Source organism: Paraburkholderia sp. PGU19 (assembly GCF_013426915.1).
GTDB lineage: Bacteria > Pseudomonadota > Gammaproteobacteria > Burkholderiales > Burkholderiaceae > Paraburkholderia.
In genome coordinates this window covers 3,149,575-3,171,092 of record NZ_AP023179.1, presented here as the reverse complement: position 1 = coordinate 3,171,092, position 21,518 = coordinate 3,149,575, and the positions used below count along the sequence as shown (strand labels likewise).

The window sequence follows — 21,518 nt, the reverse complement described above, 5'->3', positions numbered from 1 at the left end:
GATTGCAGGTCGAATCGGACCGGTCTTAAAGTGTTTGCGCGGCTCCGCACATATTCACAATGAAAAAGCGGCGCATCGAAGCGCCGCCGGAATCAATCAGAACGTGTGCTCAGGGCCCGGGAACGTACCGTCCTTGACGGCCCGCACGTACGCTTCGACGGCGGCGAGAATGCTCGGCTGCCCCTGCATGAAATCTTTCACGAAACGCGGGCGCTTGCCGGGGAAAATGCCCAGCATGTCGTGCAGCACCAGCACCTGACCCGAACACTCGACGCCCGCGCCGATGCCGATCGTCGGAATGCGCAACTGTTTCGTGACTTCGGCGGCGAGCAGCGTCGGCATCGCTTCCATTACCAGCAGTTGCGCGCCCGCGTCCTGCATCGCGCGCGAATCGCGCAGCAACTGGGCCGCGCCCGCTTCCGTCTTGCCTTGCACCTTGAAGCCGCCGAACGCGTGCACCGATTGCGGCGTGAGCCCGACGTGTCCGCACACGGGCACCGCGCGCTCGACCAGAAAGCGCACCGTGTCCGCGAGCCATTCGCCGCCTTCGAGCTTCACCATCTGCGCGCCTGCCTGCATCAGCTTGACCGCGTTCGTGAACGCGTCGGCGGGCGTGCCATAGGTGCCGAACGGCATGTCGGCGACGATCAGCGCCGACGGCTTCGCGCGCGCGACACAGGTCGTGTGATAGGCGATTTCGTCGATCGTGACGGGCAGTGTCGTGCTCTGGCCTTGCAGCACGTTGCCGAGCGAATCGCCGATCAGCAGCGAATCGACACCCGCGCGATCGAGCAGCGCCGCGAAGCTCGCGTCGTAGCACGTGAGCATCACGATCTTGTCACCGGCTTCGCGCATCGCCTGGAGTTTCGGGACGGTGACGGCGCTGCGGCTCGTCTCCTGCAAGTAGGTCATGGGTGATCCATTGGGAACGCGGCAACACGCTACAGCCAGACGCTATAGCGTGCCGCCTTTGACAAAGAATTCCTTGCGCCCGCGCATCGTTTCGATGCGTTCGACGAGCAAAGCAAGGTCAGCGTCGGATTCGAGCGGATTCAGGTGTTCGGCGCTCACCGTGAGAACGGGCGCGCCGTCGTAGTGATAGAAGAAGTCGTTGTACGCGTCGCACAGCGAGCGCAGGTATGCATCCGAAATCTGCAGTTCCATCGGCACCGCGCGCTTCTGAATGCGCGAGAACAGCACTTCGGGACTCGCCTGCAGATAGATGATCAGATCCGGCGACGGACCAGGCACATCCAGCTTCGCCGCGAGCGCGCGATACAGCGGGTACTCGTCGTCCTGTAACGTCAGACGCGCGAAGATGTCGTTCTTCTGCGTCATGAAATCGGTGATGAGCGGCGTGCCTGATGTGCGCAGCGCGCTGATGTCCTGCACCTGCTGCGCGCGCTGCAGCGCGAAGCTCAGCTGTGCGGGCAGTGCATAGCGCGACGTGTCGCGATAGAAGCGCTCGAGAAACGGGTTGTCCTGCGGACGCTCGAACAACTCGTGCATCGACCAGCGTTGCGCGAGCCGGCGCGCAAGCGACGTCTTGCCGACGCCGATCGGCCCTTCGATCGTCAGATAGCCGTGCGGCGGACGCAAGTGTGGCGCCGTAACGGTGAGCGGCGGGGCGGACATCGGTAGGGAGTTCATGGGCAGCCGCCCTTGGGCGTATCGTTCCTGGTGTCATCCGTGCGGATCGCATCGGCCGGGTTGGGTGCGACGCACTGGCAAGGAGATTTCATTTTTTCGATGCGCTGATCGGCGACGGCTGCAAGAAATGCATCGGCGCGGCCGCGTTGCGGAATGATCAGCGCGGGTTCGATTTCGACGAGCGGCACGAGCACGAACGCACGCTCCGTCATGCGCGGATGCGGGACGATCAGATCCGGTTCGTCGATGGCGTGCTCGCCAAACAGCAGGATGTCGAGATCGAGCGTGCGCGGCGCGTTGCGAAAGGGACGCTCACGGCCGAAATGATGCTCGATCTTGTGACACAGCGCGAGCAGATGGCGAACGGGCAGCGTGGTGTCGAGCTTGACGACGAGATTAAGGTAATCGTCGCCGCCTGCGTCGATTGGGGCCGTTCTATAAAGGCTCGATTTTGCGAGCACGGTGACGGTGTGCTGTTGTGCGAGACACACCACCGCGTCTTTCAGGGTCTGGCGCGCGTCCCCGAGATTCGCGCCGAGGCCGAGATAGGCAACCGTCATGGCATAACTTCCTGCAACTTGCGTTCGACGGCGCGCGCCGGGAATGCGTCAGTCCTCATGCGGGCTGTCGTGGCTCGCATCGTCTGCTGCGCGGTTTCCTGAAGCCGTGCCGCCCTCCATTCCGTCGCCCTGTTTGCTGCGGTTTCGGCTGTTGCTACGCCGCCGTCGTTTTCTGGGCGCCCGGTCCTTCCCGCCTTGCGCAAGCAGTGCTTCGCGCGCGGCGATGTCTCCTTCGATGAACTCCGTCCACCACGAACCGACCGACTCATCCAGTTCGCCCGATTCGCAGCGCAACAGGAGGAAATCATACCCCGCTCTAAATCTTTGGTGTTCCAGCAACTTCAGCGCGCTGCGGCCCGAGCGCTTTTCGAGGCGATGCTGCAGGCCCCAGATCTCGCGCATATCCGACGAGAAGCGCTTGTGGATGGCGAGCTTCTCGGTCTGCATGTCGAGCACGTCGTCCATCGCACGATGTAGCGCGGGCACCGGGAACTCGCCGTTCGCCTCGTACTGCTGCCAGCGTTGCTGCATGTCGTGCCACAGCAGCGTGGCGAACAGGAAGCCCGGCGACACCGGCTTGCCGGCGCGCACGCGCGCGTCGGTGTTGTTCAGCGCGAGCGTGATGAACTTCTCGCCATGCGGCTGTTCGAGCACGACGTCGAGCAGCGGCAACAGACCGTGATGCAAGCCTTCCTTGCGCAGCCGCTGCAGGCACGCGAGCGCATGGCCCGACAGCAGCAGCTTGAGCATCTCGTCGAACAGACGCGCGGCGGGCACGTTGTTGATGAGGTCGGCGAGTTCGGTGATGGGCGCGCGCGTCGCTTCGTCGATATCGAAATCGAGCTTCGCGGCGAAGCGCACGACACGCAGCATGCGCACCGGGTCTTCGCGATAGCGCGTTGCCGGATCGCCGATCATGCGAAGCAAGCGTGCGCGCACATCGGCCATGCCGTTGTGATAGTCGAGCACGGTTTGCGTCGCGGGATCGTAGTACATCGCGTTGACGGTGAAGTCGCGGCGCGTGGCGTCTTCGTGCTGCTCGCCCCAGACGTTGTCGCGCAGCACGCGGCCGCTTGCATCGACGGCATGCGTGCGTCGGTCCAGTTCGTCGCGCTTCAGGCGGCGCGGCGGTGGCGCGTCGGCGTCAGCGGGCGGGGCGTCCACGAGCGCGCGGAAGGTCGATGTCTCGATGATTTCCTGGCCGAACTGCACGTGCACGATCTGGAAGCGCCGCCCGATGATGCGCGCGCGGCGGAACAGCTTCTGCACCTGTTCGGGCGTGGCGTCCGTGGCGACGTCGAAGTCCTTCGGCGCGATGCCGAGCAGCAGATCGCGCACGGCGCCGCCGACGATGAACGCGCGAAACCCTCCCTGTTGCAGACCTTCCGTCACGCGGATCGCGTTGCGCGAAATCAGCGACGGGTCGATGCCGTGAATGTCCGACGAGATGATGACGGGCGCGTCCGGCTCGGGGACGGCCGCTGAGGCCGGCTTGCGGCGCGTACCGCCCTTCGACGATGCAGCGCCGCCTTTCGATGACGTACGGGGTGCGCGGCTGGTGTGCGCGCGCTCTTCCGGGACGGCGTAGTCGTCTGCTTCTGCGGGCGGCGTGACTTCGTCAGCGGGCTCTGCGTCCTGTCCGAACAGCTTGCGAATGAGTTTCTTGATCACGAGGGTTGAAAGAGTTCGAGGATGCGCCAGCCATGCTTCTGAGCATGCGCGCGTAGCGTGTCGTCCGGGTTGGTCGCGATCGGGTCGGTGACCTTTTCGAGCAGCGGGATGTCGTTATGCGAATCGCTGTAGAAATAGCTGCGTTCGAAGTCCGACCATGTTTTACCGATCGACGCGAGCCATTCTTCCGTGCGCACGATCTTGCCTTCACGGTAGCTCGGCGTGCCTTTCGGGTAGCCGGTGTAGTCCGATGCGGGATGACCGTCGATGGTCTCCACTTCGCACGCGATCAGCTTCTCGACGCCGAAGACTTCGGCGATCGGCGCGGTGATGAATTCGTTGGTCGCGGTGACCATGCAGCACAGGTCGCCCGCGTCGCGATGCTTGCGCACCAGTTCCATCGCGGCGGGCACGATGGCGGGTTTGATGACCTCATGCATGTACTGGTCGTGCCACGTTTTGAGCTGCGAGCGCGGGTATTTCGCCAGCGGCGTCAGCATCGCGACCAGATAGGCATGAATGTCGAGCTTGCCGGCCTTGTAGTCGGCAAAGAAGCGATCGTTTTCACGCGCGAAACTTTCGGCTTCGACAATACCGAGTTTCACCATGAAGCGGCCCCATTCGTGGTCGCTGTCGGTGGGGATGAGCGTGTGATCGAGGTCGAAGAGAGCGAGGTTAGCCATGGGGGACTATTTTACTTGAAGCGGATGATGAGGCCTGGGCAGCCGCGCGACGCGGGGCGTCGACCGTGCCGCCCGCAGTGCTGGCGCCATCGGGCGATGCGAGCATCGTACGCAAAAGCGGCAGCGTGACGGCACGCTTTTGTTCGAGCGAAAAGCGGTCGAGTGCGTCGAGCAATGCCATCAGGCTCGGCATGTCGCGGCGGAAATGGGTGAGCAGGTAGGCGGGCACGTCGTCGGCGAGATTGATGCCGCGCTCGCGCGCCGCGCGCTTCAGAACGGCCGCCTTGCCATCGTCGGCGAGCGGCGCGACATGGAACACGAGGCCCCAGCCGAGCCGCGTGCGCAGGTCTTCACGCACATCGAGGCCCATCGGCGCGGCGTTGCCCGCGGCGACGAGCGCACTGGTCGGATGGGCGCGCACTTCGTTGAACAGGTTGAACATCGCGATCTGCTGCGCGCCAGACAGGCGGTCACAGTCGTCGACCGCATACAGCGCGACGGCAGGGTCGAAGTCGAAAGCCGCGAGGCTGCTCTGCGGGCCGGCGTAGCGCGCGTGGCCCGGCGGCGCTTCATGCACGAGCGCCTCCAGCAGATGCGTGCGGCCGCTGCCCGTCTCGCCCCAGACGTAGAACGTGCGGTCCGCGACCGGGCCGGCCGCGAGCGCCACGTCCAGCTCGCGCAGGCGCGTGACCAGCTCGGCATTGGCGCCGGCGAAGAAGTTGTCGAATGTCGATGGCGGCGGGGTGCCGAGATCGAGCGTCAATTGGCGCGACACAATAGATAAGCCGTTAATGACCGATATGCGAACCGATAAGCGATCAGTTCTTGTAAAGCGAACTGGACAGATAACTCTGCCGCAACTCGCGGAATGCGACAGACAGTATCGCGCTGACGGGCAGCGCGAGCAGCACGCCGAAAAAGCCGAACAACTGGCCGAACGCGAGCAGCGCGAAGATTACTGCGAGCGGATGCAGGCCGATCCGTTCTCCGACCAGCCGCGGCGTCAGGAAAAAACTTTCGAGTATCTGACCGATGCCGTAGATCACCGCGACGGCGCCGAACCCGTACCAGTCGCCGAATTGCAGCAGCGCGGCGAGGAGCGCGAGCGCGAGGCCCGTCGCGAAGCCGATATACGGAATGAACACGGCGAGCCCCGTGAAGATGCCCACGGGCAGCGCGATCTCGAACCCGGCGATATACAGCGCAGCCGCATAGAAGACGGCGAGCACGCCCATCACGAGCAACTGGCCGCGCAGATATTGCGACAGCATGTGATCCATGTCGCGCGCGAGATGAATCGTCTTCGCGAAAAAGCGGCGCGGGATGAAGCCGCGAAGACGCGCGAGCATCGCGTTCCAGTCGTACAGCAGATAGAACAGCACGAGCGGCACCATCACGACGTTGCCGACCACCGTGATCATCACGTTCGAACTGGTGCGGATCGAGGTCCACGCATACAGCACGACCGTCTGCGCGCTGCCTTCGAGCTGACCCATCACCACGTCGCGGATGCTCGCGAAATCGAGCGGATCGATGATACCCAGCAACGCCAGCTTGGGCTGCAGCCAGCCGTGCAGATGCGAGAAGAACGAGGGCACCTGCTGCTTGAGTTGCGGCACTTCCTTCTGGATGACGCCCAGCACGAGCAGCCCCAGCAGCGTGACGATCAAGGCGAAGAACAGGATCATCAGCAGCGCGGCGATGCCGCGCGGAACGCGTCGGCGGGTCATCCATGCGACGCCGGGCTGCAGGATATAGGCGAGGATCGCGCCGAGCAGGAACGGTGTGAGCACGGGGCTCAACAGCCACAGCAGAATGCCGACGGCAAGCGCAATGGCAAGCCAGATAAAGGCGCGGCGCTGATACGGCGTGAGGATCGGACTGTTTTGCTGCAAAGCGGGTTTCCCAGGTGTCGTGTCGGCGTCTCAAATTCCAGCCGTGCGGCCGGCATCGGGTAAAATCGCATTTTACCGACCTTCGAGCTCCTCCCCCATGAATCAACCGAAATCCGCCCCGAATTCCCCTGATTCGGCCCAAGGTTTGTCGTATCGCGACGCGGGCGTGGACATCGACGCGGGCGACGCCCTTGTCGACGCGATCAAGCCCTTTGCCAAGAAGACGCTGCGCGACGGCGTGCTGGGCGGCATCGGTGGGTTCGGCGCGCTGTTCGAAGTGCCGAAGAAGTACAAGGAGCCGGTGCTCGTATCGGGCACGGACGGCGTCGGCACGAAGCTGAAGCTGGCGTTCCAGCTGAACAAGCATGACACAGTCGGCCAGGATCTCGTCGCGATGAGCGTGAACGACATTCTGGTGCAGGGTGCCGAGCCGCTGTTTTTCCTCGACTACTTCGCGTGCGGCAAGCTGGACGTCGGCACGGCCGCGACGGTCGTGAAGGGCATCGCGCAGGGCTGCGAGCTGGCCGGTTGCGCGCTGATCGGCGGCGAAACGGCTGAAATGCCGGGCATGTATCCGGATGGCGAGTATGACCTGGCGGGTTTTGCCGTCGGCGCAGTGGAAAAGAGCAAGATCATCGACGGCAGCAAGATCGTGCCGGGCGATGTGGTGCTGGGTCTTGCGTCGAGCGGTATTCATTCGAATGGATTTTCGCTGGTGCGGAAGGTCATTGAGCGCGCTCAGCCGGATTTGAATGCTGATTTCGATGGGCGTTCGCTTGCTGATGCGTTGATGGCGCCTACGCATATTTATGTGAAGCCTTTGCTGGCGCTGATGCAGCAGCTTGAAGTGAAGGGTATGGCGCATATCACGGGCGGCGGTCTGGTTGAGAATATTCCGCGCGTGCTGAGGGATGGGCTGACGGCCGAGCTGGATCATCGTGCGTGGCCGCTGCCGCCACTGTTCGCCTGGCTGCAGAAGCATGGCGGTGTGGCTGATGCGGAGATGCATCGCGTGTTCAATTGCGGGATTGGGATGGCTGTGATTGTTTCTGCTTCTGACGCAGATAAGGCGATTGGCTTGCTTTCCGCCGCTGGCGAGCAGGTCTGGAAGATCGGGGTCGTGCGTGAGAGCAAAGAAGGCGAGGCGCAGACTGTAGTGGTTTGAGTTGCCTTTCAGGCAGAGTTTTTGGGAAGCCGTCCGGCGGGAGTTGGGCGGCTTTTTTGTTTTTTGCGGTTTGCTAGTGGCGTTGCGGTTTGGTTTACTCGTGTTGTCGCTGGCATCCGCGTTGTGCCGCCCCGCACAGGGGCGACGCATGAGGCACGAAGGCAAAGCGCGGATGCCAGCGCAAAGGCAAAAAACCAAACCGCCCGCGCCGCGAAGGCAAACGCAAATACCCGCACAAAGAGAAACCCACCCGCGTCGCAGACAAAAAAATCATCCAACGACTCGTTCAATAGCCTGCAAGGCAAGCAAAGTAGCATCAGCACCACAACAATCCACCACAACCCGCTCCGCCATACCCCGCAGCCACGTAAGCTGCCTCTTACACAACTGCCGCGTCGCAAAGACGCCTTTATCCCGCATGGTGTCGTAATCGGTTTCGCCGTCGAGATACTCCCAGGCCTGCCTATACCCAACACACCGCATGGAAGGCAACCCCGGATGCAAATCCCCGCGCGCGCGCAGCCGCTTCACCTCATCGACAAACCCAGCCGCAAGCATCGCATCAAACCGTGCCGCAATACGCGCATGCAGCCCACTTCGATCAGACGGCTCCAGCGCGATCGGAACGAATCGATAAAGCCGCGCTGCATCGTCATCGCGCGCGGGCGCGGCGAGCAACGCCGACATCGGTTGCCCCGTCAGCATGAACACTTCGAGTGCGCGCTGGATACGCTGCGAATCGTTCGGCGCGAGGCGTGCGGCCGTGACGGGATCGACGGCATAAAGACGCGCATGCAACGCAGGCCAGCCTTCGCGCGCAGCGTCGGCATCGAGCGTCGCACGCACGTCGGCATCGGCGGCAGGCAGGTCGTTCAGCCCTTGCGTCAACGCCTTGTAGTACAGCATCGTGCCGCCCACCAGCAACGGCACGTTGCCGCGCGCAACGATCTCGCCGACCAGTCGCAACGCGTCGGCGCGGAAATCGGCGGCTGAGTAAGCATCGACAGGATCGACGATGTCGATCAGATGGTGAGGCGCGACGGCGCGTTCCTCCGCCGACGGCTTCGCAGTGCCGATATCCATCTCGCGATACACGAGCGCCGAATCGACGCTGACGATCTCCACAGGCGCGCGCGCAGCGAACGCCAATGCGGCCGCCGTCTTGCCGGAAGCGGTCGGGCCGAGCAGGCAGGCGATCGGTTGGGGTGCGTGCTGCGTCATGAAAGGCGTGATGGCAGGCGTGATGACAAACGTAAGCGGAAGTGCAAAACGGACCCGCTCACTGTCCGCGCATGAACAGCCGATCGAGATCGGCGAGCGTTAACTGATACCACGTCGGCCGCCCGTGATTGCACTGGTCCGCGCGCTCCGTTGCTTCCATCTGGCGCAGCAGTGCATTCATTTCGTCGAGCGTGAGGCGCCGGTTCGCGCGCACGGCATGATGACAGGCAAGCGTGCCGAGCAGCTCGTGCTGGCGCTCGGTCAGCACGAGCGAGCCGCCGTAAGCGTGCAGATCGGACAGCACCGCGCGCGCCAGCGCCTGCAAATCGGCATCCTTCAGCAGCGCGGGGACGGCGCGAATCGCGATGGTCGTCGGCGACAGCACGGCCAGATCGAAGCCTAGGGCATCGAGCGTCTCCCGCTCCTCTTCGACGACGCCGATCTCGATCCCGTCAGCCGGCATCGACACGGGAATCAACAGCGGCTGCACAGCGATCGCGCGGTCCACGAGCGCGTTCTTGAACTGCTCATACAGAATCCGCTCGTGCGCTGCGTGCATATCGACGATCACCAGTCCGCGCGCGTTCTGCGCAAGCACGTAGATACCGTGAATCTGGCCGAGCGCGAAGCCGAGCGGCTGTTCGTCGTTCGCGTCGAAAGTCTGCGGTGCGATGGCCGACTGAGGCGCCAAACCCGCGAAACCAGCAAAACCCGCGACAGGCGCAGACGCACCATCATTCCCGACGGAATCCGCCGCGTCGCGCAGCTCAAAAGACGTCGTGCCTTGCGGGGTGCCCGCGCCCGTGTCCTTGCGGCCGAACAACGCGTCGTAAAGCGCGAGCGGCTGCGCGACGGGCAGCGTGCCTTGCGTCATGCGCGCCTGTCGCAGCCAGGTGTTGCCCGGCTGCGAACTGCCGCCATTGCTGACCCTGAAGCCGCCGCCTAGCGGCGTCGAGCCAAATGATGCGGGTGTGGCAGGCGTTGCCGCCGTCGGAAAAGGCATCGGATCGATACGCGCAGCATGTCCACCCGACGTCGTTTCCGGCGATGCGCCCGCGTGCCGCGCGAGCGATCGCTGCACGGCATGGAACACGAACTGGTGAATCGAACGCGAATCGCGAAAGCGCACTTCGATCTTCGACGGATGCACGTTCACGTCGACGGCCTCGGGCGGCAGATCGAGGAACAGCACATACGACGGATAACGGTCGCCGTGCAGCACATCTTCGTACGCGGCACGCACAGCGTGCGTGAGCAACTTGTCGCGCACGAAGCGGCCGTTGACGAAGAAATACTGCTGATCGGCGCGTCCGCGGCTCGCAGTTGGCAGACCGGCGCAGCCGTACACGGCAAGCGGTCCCGCCGATTCGTCGAGCGGCAGATGCGCGGTCGCGAACGTCTCGCCGAGAATCTTCGCGACGCGCGTGGCGGGATCGCTGGCGTTCCAGTGTTCGACGGCGCGGCCGTTATGCAGCACCGAAATCGCGACATCGGGCCGCGCGAGCGCCGCGCGCCGGATCATCTCCAGGCAGTGGCCGAGTTCAGTCTGTTCGCTCTTGAGGAATTTGCGGCGCGCGGGCGTATTGAAGTACAACTCGCGCACTTCGATCGTCGTGCCGCGCGTGCCCGCAGCGGGCGATAGCGCGCCCGTCTGCGCGTCGATGCGCGTCGCGTGCGAATCGTTCTCCGTGCGGCTCGTGATGTGCATGTCCGACACCGACGCGATCGACGCCAGCGCCTCGCCGCGAAACCCGAGTGTCGCCACGGCTTCGAGCTCGGCGAGCGAGCGGATCTTGCTGGTCGCGTGACGCATCAGCGCGAGCGCGAGCTCGCCTTCGGGAATGCCACAGCCGTCGTCGGTGATCGAGATGCGCTTGACGCCGCCTTCGTCGAGCAGGATGCGCAGCGTCTTCGCGCCCGCATCGAGCGCATTTTCGAGCAATTCCTTCACAACCGACGCCGGCCGCTCGACCACTTCGCCCGCGGCGATCTGGCTGATCAGCTGGTCGGGCAGCGGCTGGATCGCGCGCAGCGGACGCGGCGTAAGGGCGCTTTCGGCCGCGCTCGCGTCGCGGTCGGACACAGGACTCGGCGCGTCATATGCGTCGGCGGGCGCGTCGGCACGCGTTTCGGAAGATTCGGGGATCGCGGACATGGCGAAATTATAGCGATTCGTCGCAGATCGTCTGAACGTGCAGACAACGGACGACATTTTTTAAGGTCGTCATGGCACTTTCGGTATCATGGCGCGGTCAATTTCCTGCCTCGGAACGCTTCGTCACTGCCGTGATCTGCGTGAGGCGCGCCGAACGAGACGGGCCGCCGTCCCCGTCATACCAGCCATCTGCTTTTAAAAGGACGCCCTTTGGACACGCTGCTGCAATTCGTCAATCTTGTCCTGCACATCGACAAGTTTCTGGGAGTCTTCATCCATCAGTACGGCGCGTGGGTCTACGCGGTACTGTTCCTCATCGTGTTCTGCGAGACAGGCCTCGTCGTACTGCCGTTCCTGCCGGGCGACTCGCTGCTGTTCATCGGCGGCGCATTCTGCGCGACGGGCGAAATGAACATCGAGCTGCTGATCGTGCTGCTGCTGGTGGCGGCCGTGCTCGGCAACACGGTGAATTACATGATTGGCCGCGCAATCGGGCCGAAGGTGTTCGACTCGCACATACCCGTGCTCGAACGGTTCCTCGATCGCGAGGCGCTGCGCAAGACGCACAACTTCTACGAGCGCCACGGCGGCAAGACTATCGTGCTCGCGCGTTTCATTCCCGTCGTGCGGACCTTTGCGCCGTTCGTCGCGGGCGCGTCGCAGATGACCGTCAAGCGGTTCCAGTTCTTCAACGTCGCAGGCGCGCTGTTCTGGGTGCTGCTTCTGACGCTGCTGGGTTTCTTCTTCGGCAATATTCCGTTTATCCGCCAGTATCTGAATGTGATCGTGCTGGTCGGTATCGGCGCCGCCGTGGTGCCCGTCGCGCTCGGCGCGTTGTGGAAGATCATGCGCAGCAAGCGTCAGCCGGAGCGCTCGGCCGGTAACAACACTGGGCATTGATGAGGGCGAACAGCAGGCATCCGCACGCGATGCCTGCTGCGCACAAGATCAATCAGACAGTGCGATATCGCAGCAGAAACGCTACGGCGCCACACGCCGCACGACAGGCGTTTCCGGCGTCGGATAGCCCGCTTCGCGGAACGTTTCGATGATCGCGCGATTCGTGTCGAAATAGACTTGCCAGTAGTTGTCGTTGTGCGTGTAAGGCCGCACGCACAGCAACGGACCTTCGGGCGTGAACGACAGCACTTCGATATCGGGCGGCGGGCTCTCGGACACATTTGGAATCTTCGTGACGGCGGCCCGCAACCGGTTCGCCGCATCGATGGGATCGACGCCGTTCGCGACCTTCGCAGTCAGTTCGACGCGCCGTACCGGCTGCGCGCTGAAATTGGAAATGATGCCCGAGAAGATCGTGTTGTTGCCGACGATGGTCAGTACGTTATCGGGCGTGACGATCGTCGTGCCGAACAGGCCGAGCTCCTGAACCGTGCCCGTCACGCCGCCCGCTGTCACGAAATCGCCGACCTTGAACGGTCGCAGCACCTGCATGAAAATGCCCGCCGCGAAATGCGCGAGCAGACCGCCCCACGCGGTGCCGATCGCGAGACCGAGGCCCGCGAGCAGCGCGGCGAACGACGTGGTCTGCACGCCGAACACCTGCAGAATCGCGAGTATCAGGATCAGATTCAGAAGCGCGCCGAGGATCGAGCCAAGGTAGTGCGCGAGCGTCGGATCGACTTTGCTGTTGCGCGCGAGCACCTTGCGCAGCAGGCCGATGACGAGCCCGATCACCCATCGCCCGATGATCCACAGAACGATTGCACCGAGTACCTTGGTCCCGAAGTCGATGCCCCGGGTCATCAGAAAGACGCGTACGGCTTCGATATCCACGATTCCCTCGCTTGAGTCGGTTCGTATGACTGACTGCGTGCATGCGACGGCGTAGGGGACGCGAGGCGGACCAGCAGAGCGGACGCCGCGTCCATCGCTTGTGCTACACGACGTTGTTATCCGTACGGCGAACGGCTTGAGCGGGCAGGTTGCCCGATATGCGAGAAACGGCGGCGCTGTTGCCGCCGCTTGCAATCATCGACTGTTATAGGCGATGGCGCGGCCGTCAGCAAGACATATTCCCGCCTGAACACGTCCGTGCCAATCGGGCTCAATTGGCGGAGGCCGACGTGCGGATGACGGCGCGTGCGTCGGCGCGCCCGGCTGCCTTGCGGCTGCGCATGCGCGACAGGCCGATAGCGATGCCGCTTGCCGTCACATAGGCGGCAAGACGCGGAATGAACGCTCCGAGGGTGCTGAACTTGCCATAGCGCGCCTGCGAATCGGCGAACACCAGAAAGGTCAACGCCGCATCGAACAGCAACGCGATCGCGACGAACACCACGAACACCAGATAGCCGTCCGCTTTCGCGTCGGGCCTCATCCAGTTGATCACGCAACATGCCGTCAGCAGCACGGCGAGGATGATCAGGTTCGAAATCAGATCGAGCAGGAAATTGATCATGAACTTGAGATGAAAACGTTCTTTTACGAATGTCCGCTCGCAGGGTGACGTCAATGTGCAGTCACCACATGGGCATGGCGGCGCGATCATTGCACGTCTTTTCATCTCGATAAATGCAAATATCTGGACTCCGGAATAAGGCGTTGGCGACGCACGACACGCGATGCTTTTTCTCAACGGTTCGCGCCGTCAAATGTAAAAAAGGGTCTCCGGTTGCCCGGAGACCCTTGTCGGTCTGGCGACGACAGCGCATATCGCGCTGTCCCGCCTCGCGCTGGAAGGTCGCTATTGCGTGAGCGACGCGGCTGGCGCGAAGTCTTCCGCGTCGACGTCGTAGCCCGACGGCTCCCAGCGGATCGCCAGCAGCGCGAGCAGGCCGCACAGCGGCGCGACGGCGATGATCCAGAACACACGCGTGTGCAGCGCGGCGGCGAGCACGGGGAACAGGAACAGCGAGACGGTCGAGCTTGCGCGCATCAGCGTCTGGTTGAAGCCGACGCCGACGCCGCGCAGCGAAGTCGGATAGCTCAGCGAAGCGAACGTCATGGTGTGCGAGCCCGGCCCGAAGCCCTGGCCAAACAGGAACAGCGCAAGCATCGCGATTGCGATGGAGACCTGCGCGGCGCCCGCTGGCTTGCCGACGACGGCGAGCCCGACCAGCGCGACGAGCTGGCACGCATAGCCGGCCACGGTCATGTTCCAGGCGCCGAACTTCGGCACCATGCGCACCGCGATGATGCCGCCCACGAACGCAAACGCAAGATTGAGCACGAGCGACGCGAGGATCGTGGTGAGCATCGACTGCGCGAGGAAGCTCGAAATGATCACCGGCAAGCCGAACGCGACCGCGTTATACGCGAACGACGACGCAATCGAGATAACGGTCGCGAGCACGGTGCGCTTCAGATAGACGCCCTTGAGCAGCGTGCCGTAGTTCTTCCACGACGCCGTGCGCACGTGGCTCTGTTTCGCCTTGGCGGCGGCGTCCGGCGCGACGTCTGCATCGATGCCGTATGAGCGCTTGAGAATCTGCGCGGCGCCGTTCAGATCGCCCTGATTCGCGGCCCATACGGGCGACTCGCTGATATAGCGGCTGCGGATCAAGATGATGACGATGGCGGGCACGGCGCCAAAGCCGAGAATCAGACGCCATAGCAGAGGCTGATGACTCTCCGGCAAGGTCGCATAGAACGCCAGCACGAGCAGATACGACACGCTGATGGCCGCATACCAGACGGGACACCACATCGCGACGCGCGCGGCCTTGTTGCCCTTGCCTTGCAGCCGCGAGAACTCGGCGAGAAATGCCATCGCGACGGGCAGGTCGATGCCGACGCCGAGACCCATCACGAAGCGCGCGCCGCCTAGCACCCATGCGTTCGGCGCGAACGCACAGGCGAGCGCGGCGATCACGAAGAAGAACATGTCGGCCATGAATACGCGATAGCGGCCGATGCGGTCGGTCAGAAAGCCGCCGAACAGCGCGCCGACGATCGCGCCGAACGTGATCGCGGAAGCGACGAAGCCTGTGCCAGCGGGCGTCAGCGAGAATTCGCGCGCGACATCCTTGAGGCCGAACGCGAGCGCGCCGAGATCGTAGGCATCGAGGAACACGCCGCCGAGCGCGATCGCGACGACGATGCGCGCATCGCTGCCGATGGCGGCGCCCTGGTTGACGAGTGCCGAGACATCGGCGGCGGAACGGATGACGGGCTTGTTGTGCGCGCGGGAAGATGCCTGCGCGACGCCTGTTTCGGGCGCGAGAACGGTGGACATGCGGCTGGTGCGCGCAAAACGCGCAAAAGGGCGAATCCTACGGGCGCCTGTCCGCAGCCACCAACGTTATTTTTGTTATTAGCTCATGCTCGCGTTGATGCGCAACGCGTCGTCCCATATAACGGAATCCGCATGGGCAGGCCGCCGGGATCAGCTCTTCGACATGTTGTGCCGGTGTGCCGCGCGATAGTCGGTCGGGGAAATGGACAGGCGCTTGCGGAAGATCTTCGCGAGTCCGTCGCCGCTACGCACGCCGCAGCGTCGCGCGATCCCGTCGATCGACATGTCGGTCTCCGTCAGCAGCAGGCAACTCGCGTCGAGCCGCGCGCGCAGCAGGTATTCCGACGGCGTGAGCCCCACTTGCGCCTTGAAGCGCCGCAGGAAATTGCGCTCGCTCATCTTCGCGACTTCGGCGGCTTCCGCCACGGAAATGTGACGCGTGTAGTTCTCGCGGATCCAGTGCGCGGCCGTCGTGATCTTGCGGGTGATGCCCTTTTTTTCGTCGTCGTCGAGAATCGCATCGAGGCGCCGCGACGTGCCCGACAGCGCGCGCTCCGAAACGAGCCTCGCGATCGGCGTGCCGTGATCGCGCTTGATGACCGTGAGCGCGGCTGCGATCGAACGCACGGGTGCGTCGACGTCGATCGAGGCGCCGGGCTCGATGTGCCATTGAGTGTCGTTCACGACGGGGGCGACGGGTTTGCCTGAGTCGTCGGTTGCACCCGACATGCTGCGCCAGCCACGCCGCTCGAAGGCGAGATCGGCGGCAGCGAGCACGCCCAGGCCTTCGTCGAGCGCCTTGACGACGCGGATTTTCGGCGCGATCGCGCGCAGCCGCCGGATCAGCCGCTCGTTCGCCTTCGCGCGCGAAGCGCCCGGGCCGCCGACGATGAACAGCGTATCGAAGCCATTCAGGAGCGGTCCATTGAGGCTTTCCGTCCACACGCGCAGCGAACAGCTGCTGACGACGCTGCCACCCATTTCGGACAGCATCACGATCGAATAGGAGGGTTTGATACCCGCGCCCTCGGGGCCGGATTGATCGGCCTGTGCTTCGTTGGCGAGTCGGAATGCGTCAGCGAGCAGACACACGTCGCTCAGCGGAAATCGTTCAAAAACGAGAATGCCGATACGTTTGACCATGTGCCCGACATTGACGACTGCGCTCGACGAGGTTGAATCCATCCATCGACTCACCGCGTGCTCATATCGCATCGTCTGTCTCCAGTGCCGAGGACGGCGAAAGAATGAAGGTCTGCGTGCCTTGGGTCCATCATAGGCCCAGGTTTTTAAGCCCTGGCGGTTTGAGTCGGAAAATACCGAGAAGTTGGCAGATCGGCTCGATATTCGCGGAATACGCTGGCGTATCGATGCTTATCAAACCACTCAAAAGAGGCGCGAGCATGCTCAGCATACGCAAGGCAGTGTTCCCCGTGGCCGGTCTCGGCACCCGATTTCTCCCCGCGACGAAGGCGAGCCCGAAAGAAATGCTGCCCGTCGTAGACAAGCCGCTGATCCAGTACGCGGTCGAAGAGGCGATCGCGGCGGGCATCACCGAGATGATCTTCGTCACGGGGCGCAGCAAGCGCGCGATCGAAGACCATTTCGACAAGTCCTACGAGGTCGAGTGCGAGCTGCTCGCGCGCGGCAAGCTCGCGCTGCTGGAACTGGTGCAGAACATCAAGCCGAGCCATGTCGAATGCTGCTATGTGCGCCAGCCGGAGCCGCTTGGGCTCGGTCATGCGGTGCTGTGCGCGGAAAAGCTGGTCGGCGACGAGCCGTTCGCCGTGATGCTCGCCGACGACCTGCTCGACGGCGCGCCGCCCGTTCTGTCGCAAATGGTGAGCCTGTTCAATCACTATCATTGCTCGATTGTCGGTGTCGAAGAGATCGGCAAGCAGGAATCGCGCTCGTATGGCGTGATCGACGGCAAGCGCTGGGACGATCGGCTCTTCAAGATGTCGGACATCGTCGAAAAGCCCGCGCCGGAGGATGCGCCGTCGAATCTCGGCGTCGTGGGCCGCTATGTGCTGATGCCCGCGATCTTCGATCATCTGCGCCGCCAGACTGCCGGTGCGGGCGGCGAGATCCAGCTGACGGATGCAATCCAGTCGCTGCTCGGCTCGGAGCAGGCGCTCGCGTACCAGTACCACGGCAAGCGTTTCGACTGCGGCAGCAAGCTCGGCTACCTGAAGGCGACGGTCGAGTTCGCGTTGCGCCATCCCGAAGTGAAACATGCGTTCGATGCCTATCTGCGGGGTCGCATGCAGGGCGTAACCGGCACGAACGGCGAGGGCGCGCAGGAAGAGCTGGCGGAACTGTTGAGCCGGGTCTGATTCCCGGCGCTCAAGCGTGGCGCGGCGGCGCGAGCTGCCGCGCCGTTGTTATTGTGAGCCGACGACCCTAGTCCGCGGACTCAGCGGAAATACGCCTTGGTGTTTTCGTGCACGTCGTCGCGCGCAAGCAGCGCTTCAGGCGTGAGCCAGATATAGCGGCTGTGCTGGTCGAAGCGCCCAACAGACGTCGTGTTCTCGAGCGTCAGGAAATACGCGATCACGACGTAGTGCGTCGTGATCTTGTCCGCGCCGGCGAAGTTGTCTTTATAAAGGTGTTCGAACAGGCCGCCGAAACGCGCAGCCGCGCGCTCCATCCCCGAGATGCCGAGTTCCGCGTCGACGATGCGTGTGAACGCCGCATCGAGCCTTTCGTTCTTGCAGATGCGCCCGCCCGGCACGAACCACGTCCCGAGCGCCGGGCGATTACGCCGATGCCCGACGAGCACTCGCCCCGCGTAGTCGGACACGATCAGGTCGATCGACACGAGCGGTGTCATCTTGACGACCTGGAGAAAATCGCCTGCTTCGAGATAATCGGCACACGTGGCGGCCATGTCTCTCTCTCGTCATGTAGTCTTGTTTAATGGATGCAGCGAAACGGGATGCAGCATAATGCCCGCCACACGCGCCGCACGTGTGACGGGCGGCCGGCGTGCTCGGCCGGCTTGCCTGTCTATTGATCGTGATCGCTGGCGAACAGCCGCGACGCGGTGCCGAACAGAAGGGCGATAGCAACGGCGACGCCCACGCTAAGCAGCAGCCAGGACGCCAGCATTGCGACCACCATCACCATGATCCAGCCCAAACCGGTCATGTCACCGCTCCGTCATCATGGCCTCGATGGCTTGCGCTACATGACACGTGCATGACGCGCGCCTTGCAGCATTGCTCAGAGTCTAGACGTAGCAATAAAACGCGGTTCTGTCGTCTGACGCCTAAATGCCGTCTTGTATGGCCAAAGTGAAAGACGGCGCGTACGCGCGCGCTGCGCGCCCTTTTACGCGCGCTTCGTCACGGCGGTTATGGCGATTACGGCGGTTCTGGCGGTTATGGCGCGACATAGCCCGCCGGCGTCGTGACATTGGCCTTCATCACAGCCACATTCGACGACACCACATACACGGGCGTCTCAGTCAGCGTGAGCGACACGTAACCATCTTCGTAAGGCACGCTCGACGGATTGCCCATCATGTCGAACACCGTGACCTTGCCCGCGGTGCCCGGCGCATCCACCTGCAGACGCCATGCAACGCCCGCTGTCGGGTCGAAGTGAGTCGCCTTGTTCCACTTTGCGTTGTCGTGCGTCCAGGCGGCCGTGACGACTTTGCCGTTGTTCAGGCGCTGAAACGCGTACGCGTAGACGCCCGCAGGCGTGCGCTTGACGGGCCCGAGCGTGGCCGTGCCGTCGATCAGCCGCGTCATCGCGACAATCGCGGATGCAGCCGGCTTAGGGCTGACCGTGCTCGGACCGAACGCGCCTTTCGGATGTTCGAGATCGAAGAACACGCCGTAGCCAGGCGTCGCGGCGGGCGAGTCGTTCGAATAGAAGATGTAGGTCATGTCCGCGCCTTCGCCGAGCAAAATCAGATGAGTACGCGCGACGACGGCGCCTTGCGCGTACAGCACATCGTTAGGCGGATAGCGCGGGCCATATTCTTCGCCGACGTCGTAGCTGATGCCTGTTTCCGTTGCGAACAGCTTCGCGCCTGGCCTGTACTGATCCGTCATCACGCGTCGCAAGGCGCGCATCGCGTTTGGCAGCGCGTATTGCGCCTGTTGCGGATTGCTGTCGCTCATCAGACGTTCGGGCGGATGCGACGGGCTGTTACCGCCCGGATCGTAGTAGCCGTGAATGGCGATCCCGTCGAGATACTTAGGCAGGCCGAGCGGCGCGAGACGCTTGAGCCACTCGATATTGCCAACCACCGATCCCAACGTCGGGCCCATCACCACCGCATTGGGATCGGTCGCATGAATGCCTTCATGCACGGACTTATATAGCTGGACGAAATTGGCATCGGTGTCGCGCCAGGGCAGGCCGCCTGCCAGATCGGGCTCCCATGTCACCTGATAGTAGTTGCTCGATTGCGTCGGAAAGACTGTATTGCGCACGCGGCTCGATTCAGTGCCGACACGCTGCATGTATTCGCGCAGCGCATCCGTCGACTTCGGCAGATAACTGTGCGTCTGCTTGCCCGTGGGACTCGCCCAACCAGGAAAGCCATCGAGCTGGATCAGGCGCAGCAGATCGCCTTTGCGGAAAAATGGCGCAAGTTGCCGCGTGGCGGGATTGAAGGTGTCCGCGCGGTCCGGTTCTTCCTTGTACCAGTTGCGGTTGTCGTTGACCCACGTAAGACCGAGCCGCGTATAGAGCGGACGATAGCCGTCGCCGTCGCAGCAGTGCTGGCCGGGTCCGACGAACGCGCCGCCCTGGCCGCCGAAGCGATGCAGGTCCGCGTGCGCGTAATGCACGGGCGGCACGCTCGCCGACACATCGGGCAGCACGCCGAAGGTCGCGATGCCTTGCGGACGCGTGCCACGCGCCGCCAGTTGCCCACGCGCCTTTTCCAATGATGCGGACAGCGCGAAGTATCCCGCTAGTGAAGACTCGCAATTCAACGTCACCTGACGGGCGCCTTGCACAACGCCATACGTGCCGCTTGCCTGCACGGTACCCCATGCATCGCGAACTTTCCATGCAAGCTTGTCGTCGTGCGGCGCACGTGTCGTGATGACAATCTGGAACGAACGGTCGAGCGGAAAGAGGCGCGTGCCGTCGCTTCCCGGTGTGTCGGCGTCGATGAGATCGCCCTGTGCGTTCGCAGCCGCCACGTCCGACGATTTGTTACAACGGAGTCCTTGAGAATCATTCGCACGAGACGGCGCTTTCATCGGCCATTCGCTCTCGTCAGAGGCGTCGCCCGTGGATGCAGTCGTGGCTTTGGCGGAAGCGGAAGGGCTGACTGCATCGTTCGCGCCCGCGATCCAGCATTGCTTGAGCTCGCCAGGCGCAGGGTCGCCGAATATCCCATTGTCGCAAGGCGTGCCGTTCGTCAGCGACTTGACGGTGTTGCGCGTCTCGCTGCCGTAACGCACGTCGCGCGTGCCGCTGAAGCTGCACGTGCCCTGCTCGTCTGCGCAATGGGTCCAGTTAGCAGGGTTCTTCGCAGCCGCTTCGTTATCGGCCGATGCGTTGTCACAGCCGCTCGCTATCGCAATGGATACGGCTAGCATGGCTACTCGCAAGCTGAACGAAACATTGAGTGAAAGACGCGGCTGAAAATCTGATGTGCATCTCTTACCGACACTGTTATCGCCATCAGTCATTCTTCCCCAAACGGTATCGATGACCGGTTACCCGCATATCGCGCGACCCAGATTACACCGGTGAGTTAGCAGGAATTGGACGTTTCCTAGTGTATGGGCGCAACTTTGCTGGCGGATCGATACGAATGTTGCGTCGTCGCGACGCTTGTTCGTGGCGAGATTTGACTAATGCTTCGAAGTCAAGCCGCATAAGGGCTGTCACGCTGAGAGACCGTGTTTGCGTGTCCGAATGAACATGAATGGTTCGCCAAAACGGCAGTTTGACTGCACCTGGTTAGCGCCATTGCGCCTCTCACTGGGGCCCAATGTTTCGTGTTTGAAACATTAATTGATTTATTTATGGTGCCACTCAAAAAGGAATAGAAGAAATTATTTGGCCTGGCATTTCCCTTCTTATAATTCCTAATTCGTGCCCCTGTGCGCGTAATTTCATCATATCAATAACGCTGTCATTTCATTTTAGCAAACTGGCAATTGGATCGGTAATCCGGATAACTAGGTATGCATCTGGGTAAGTATTGCGTCCCTTAAATGCAAAGCCGAAAAAATTGCTGTTTGATTGGTATGATGAAATCGAAATTGCAACAATTTGTAAGGCTTTGTGTCAAGCCTGGCGAGGCTTCTAAGGCGTGCAATTCGGTTCGTCTTATGAAATGGCGA

Annotated in this window: 19 protein-coding genes; 3 read left to right on the top strand and 16 right to left on the bottom strand. The window is 62.7% G+C overall.

Annotated elements, in window-relative coordinates:
* Positions 1-96 precede the first annotated feature (96 nt).
* The 7 genes from panB to H1204_RS14355 are packed head-to-tail and all read right to left on the bottom strand — an operon-like array spanning position 97 to position 6,459.
* The gene (gene panB / locus H1204_RS14385; RefSeq protein WP_180728840.1) at positions 97-912 is read right to left on the bottom strand and encodes a 3-methyl-2-oxobutanoate hydroxymethyltransferase; all 816 of its coding nucleotides are present in this window, start codon (positions 910-912) and stop codon (positions 97-99) included.
* Between the two features lie 42 nt (positions 913-954).
* The gene (locus H1204_RS14380) at positions 955-1,635 is read right to left on the bottom strand and encodes a deoxynucleoside kinase (protein WP_180730968.1); all 681 of its coding nucleotides are present in this window, start codon (positions 1,633-1,635) and stop codon (positions 955-957) included.
* 11 nt (positions 1,636-1,646) lie between these two features.
* Positions 1,647-2,210 carry a 2-amino-4-hydroxy-6-hydroxymethyldihydropteridine diphosphokinase gene (gene folK, locus H1204_RS14375; RefSeq protein WP_180728839.1) on the bottom strand — a complete coding sequence of 188 codons (564 nt, stop codon included), beginning with the start codon at positions 2,208-2,210 and terminating at the stop codon, positions 1,647-1,649.
* A gap of 48 nt (positions 2,211-2,258) precedes the next feature.
* Positions 2,259-3,881 (bottom strand): polynucleotide adenylyltransferase PcnB, encoded by a 1,623-nt coding sequence (pcnB, locus tag H1204_RS14370; RefSeq protein WP_180728838.1) that lies wholly within the window; start codon positions 3,879-3,881, stop codon positions 2,259-2,261.
* The gene (locus H1204_RS14365) at positions 3,878-4,564 is read right to left on the bottom strand and encodes an HAD family hydrolase (RefSeq protein ID WP_042313055.1); all 687 of its coding nucleotides are present in this window, start codon (positions 4,562-4,564) and stop codon (positions 3,878-3,880) included. The genes pcnB and H1204_RS14365 overlap by 4 nt, the downstream gene beginning before the upstream one ends.
* Entirely contained in the window at positions 4,557-5,339 is a 783-nt protein-coding gene (gene hda, locus H1204_RS14360) for a DnaA regulatory inactivator Hda (RefSeq protein WP_180728837.1), read from the bottom strand. Before hda ends, H1204_RS14365 begins: the two co-directional genes overlap by 8 nt.
* 43 nt (positions 5,340-5,382) lie before the next feature.
* On the bottom strand, positions 5,383-6,459 hold the full coding sequence (locus H1204_RS14355) for an AI-2E family transporter (RefSeq protein WP_180728836.1): 1,077 nt from the start codon (positions 6,457-6,459) through the stop codon (positions 5,383-5,385).
* Positions 6,460-6,556: 97 nt separating this feature from the next.
* Here H1204_RS14355 and purM point away from each other — a divergent pair, with 97 nt between their 5' ends.
* Positions 6,557-7,624, top strand: a complete 1,068-nt coding sequence (gene purM / locus H1204_RS14350) for a phosphoribosylformylglycinamidine cyclo-ligase (protein WP_180728835.1) — start codon at positions 6,557-6,559, stop codon at positions 7,622-7,624.
* 270 nt (positions 7,625-7,894) lie between these two features.
* Here the strand turns inward: purM and miaA are convergent, their stop codons facing one another.
* Together miaA and mutL are read right to left on the bottom strand one after the other, a co-directional pair.
* The gene (gene miaA / locus H1204_RS14345; protein ID WP_180728834.1) at positions 7,895-8,845 is read right to left on the bottom strand and encodes a tRNA (adenosine(37)-N6)-dimethylallyltransferase MiaA; all 951 of its coding nucleotides are present in this window, start codon (positions 8,843-8,845) and stop codon (positions 7,895-7,897) included.
* 58 nt (positions 8,846-8,903) lie between these two features.
* Complete coding sequence (mutL, locus tag H1204_RS14340; RefSeq protein WP_180728833.1) at positions 8,904-11,000, bottom strand: DNA mismatch repair endonuclease MutL; 2,097 nt, start codon at positions 10,998-11,000, stop codon at positions 8,904-8,906.
* Between the two features lie 210 nt (positions 11,001-11,210).
* On the opposite strand from mutL, the gene H1204_RS14335 reads away from it, so the two are divergent.
* Positions 11,211-11,900: a DedA family protein gene (locus tag H1204_RS14335; RefSeq protein WP_180728832.1), complete on the top strand. Its 690-nt coding sequence runs from the start codon at positions 11,211-11,213 to the stop codon at positions 11,898-11,900.
* Between the two features lie 81 nt (positions 11,901-11,981).
* On the opposite strand, the gene H1204_RS14330 is transcribed toward H1204_RS14335, so the two are convergent.
* From H1204_RS14330 to H1204_RS14315, 4 genes are all read right to left on the bottom strand, one after another.
* Complete coding sequence (locus tag H1204_RS14330) at positions 11,982-12,794, bottom strand: mechanosensitive ion channel family protein (protein ID WP_180728831.1); 813 nt, start codon at positions 12,792-12,794, stop codon at positions 11,982-11,984.
* Between the two features lie 271 nt (positions 12,795-13,065).
* The gene (locus tag H1204_RS14325) at positions 13,066-13,419 is read right to left on the bottom strand and encodes a hypothetical protein (RefSeq protein ID WP_180728830.1); all 354 of its coding nucleotides are present in this window, start codon (positions 13,417-13,419) and stop codon (positions 13,066-13,068) included.
* A 285-nt stretch (positions 13,420-13,704) separates the two neighbouring features.
* Positions 13,705-15,195, bottom strand: coding sequence for an MFS transporter (locus H1204_RS14320; protein WP_180728829.1), 1,491 nt, complete (start codon positions 15,193-15,195; stop codon positions 13,705-13,707).
* Between the two features lie 150 nt (positions 15,196-15,345).
* Positions 15,346-16,380 (bottom strand): helix-turn-helix domain-containing protein, encoded by a 1,035-nt coding sequence (locus H1204_RS14315; RefSeq protein ID WP_243468513.1) that lies wholly within the window; start codon positions 16,378-16,380, stop codon positions 15,346-15,348.
* A 218-nt stretch (positions 16,381-16,598) separates the two neighbouring features.
* Between H1204_RS14315 and galU the strand changes: the two genes are divergently transcribed.
* Positions 16,599-17,531, top strand: a complete 933-nt coding sequence (gene galU, locus H1204_RS14310; protein WP_180728827.1) for a UTP--glucose-1-phosphate uridylyltransferase GalU — start codon at positions 16,599-16,601, stop codon at positions 17,529-17,531.
* An 80-nt stretch (positions 17,532-17,611) separates the two neighbouring features.
* Here the strand turns inward: galU and H1204_RS14305 are convergent, their stop codons facing one another.
* From H1204_RS14305 to H1204_RS14295, 3 genes are all read right to left on the bottom strand, one after another.
* Entirely contained in the window at positions 17,612-18,085 is a 474-nt protein-coding gene (locus H1204_RS14305) for a GDP-mannose mannosyl hydrolase (protein WP_180728826.1), read from the bottom strand.
* Between the two features lie 119 nt (positions 18,086-18,204).
* The gene (locus H1204_RS14300; RefSeq protein ID WP_167352341.1) at positions 18,205-18,345 is read right to left on the bottom strand and encodes a hypothetical protein; all 141 of its coding nucleotides are present in this window, start codon (positions 18,343-18,345) and stop codon (positions 18,205-18,207) included.
* Positions 18,346-18,578: 233 nt separating this feature from the next.
* On the bottom strand, positions 18,579-20,765 hold the full coding sequence (locus H1204_RS14295) for a hypothetical protein (RefSeq protein WP_180728825.1): 2,187 nt from the start codon (positions 20,763-20,765) through the stop codon (positions 18,579-18,581).
* Between the last annotated feature and the right edge of the window lie 753 nt (positions 20,766-21,518).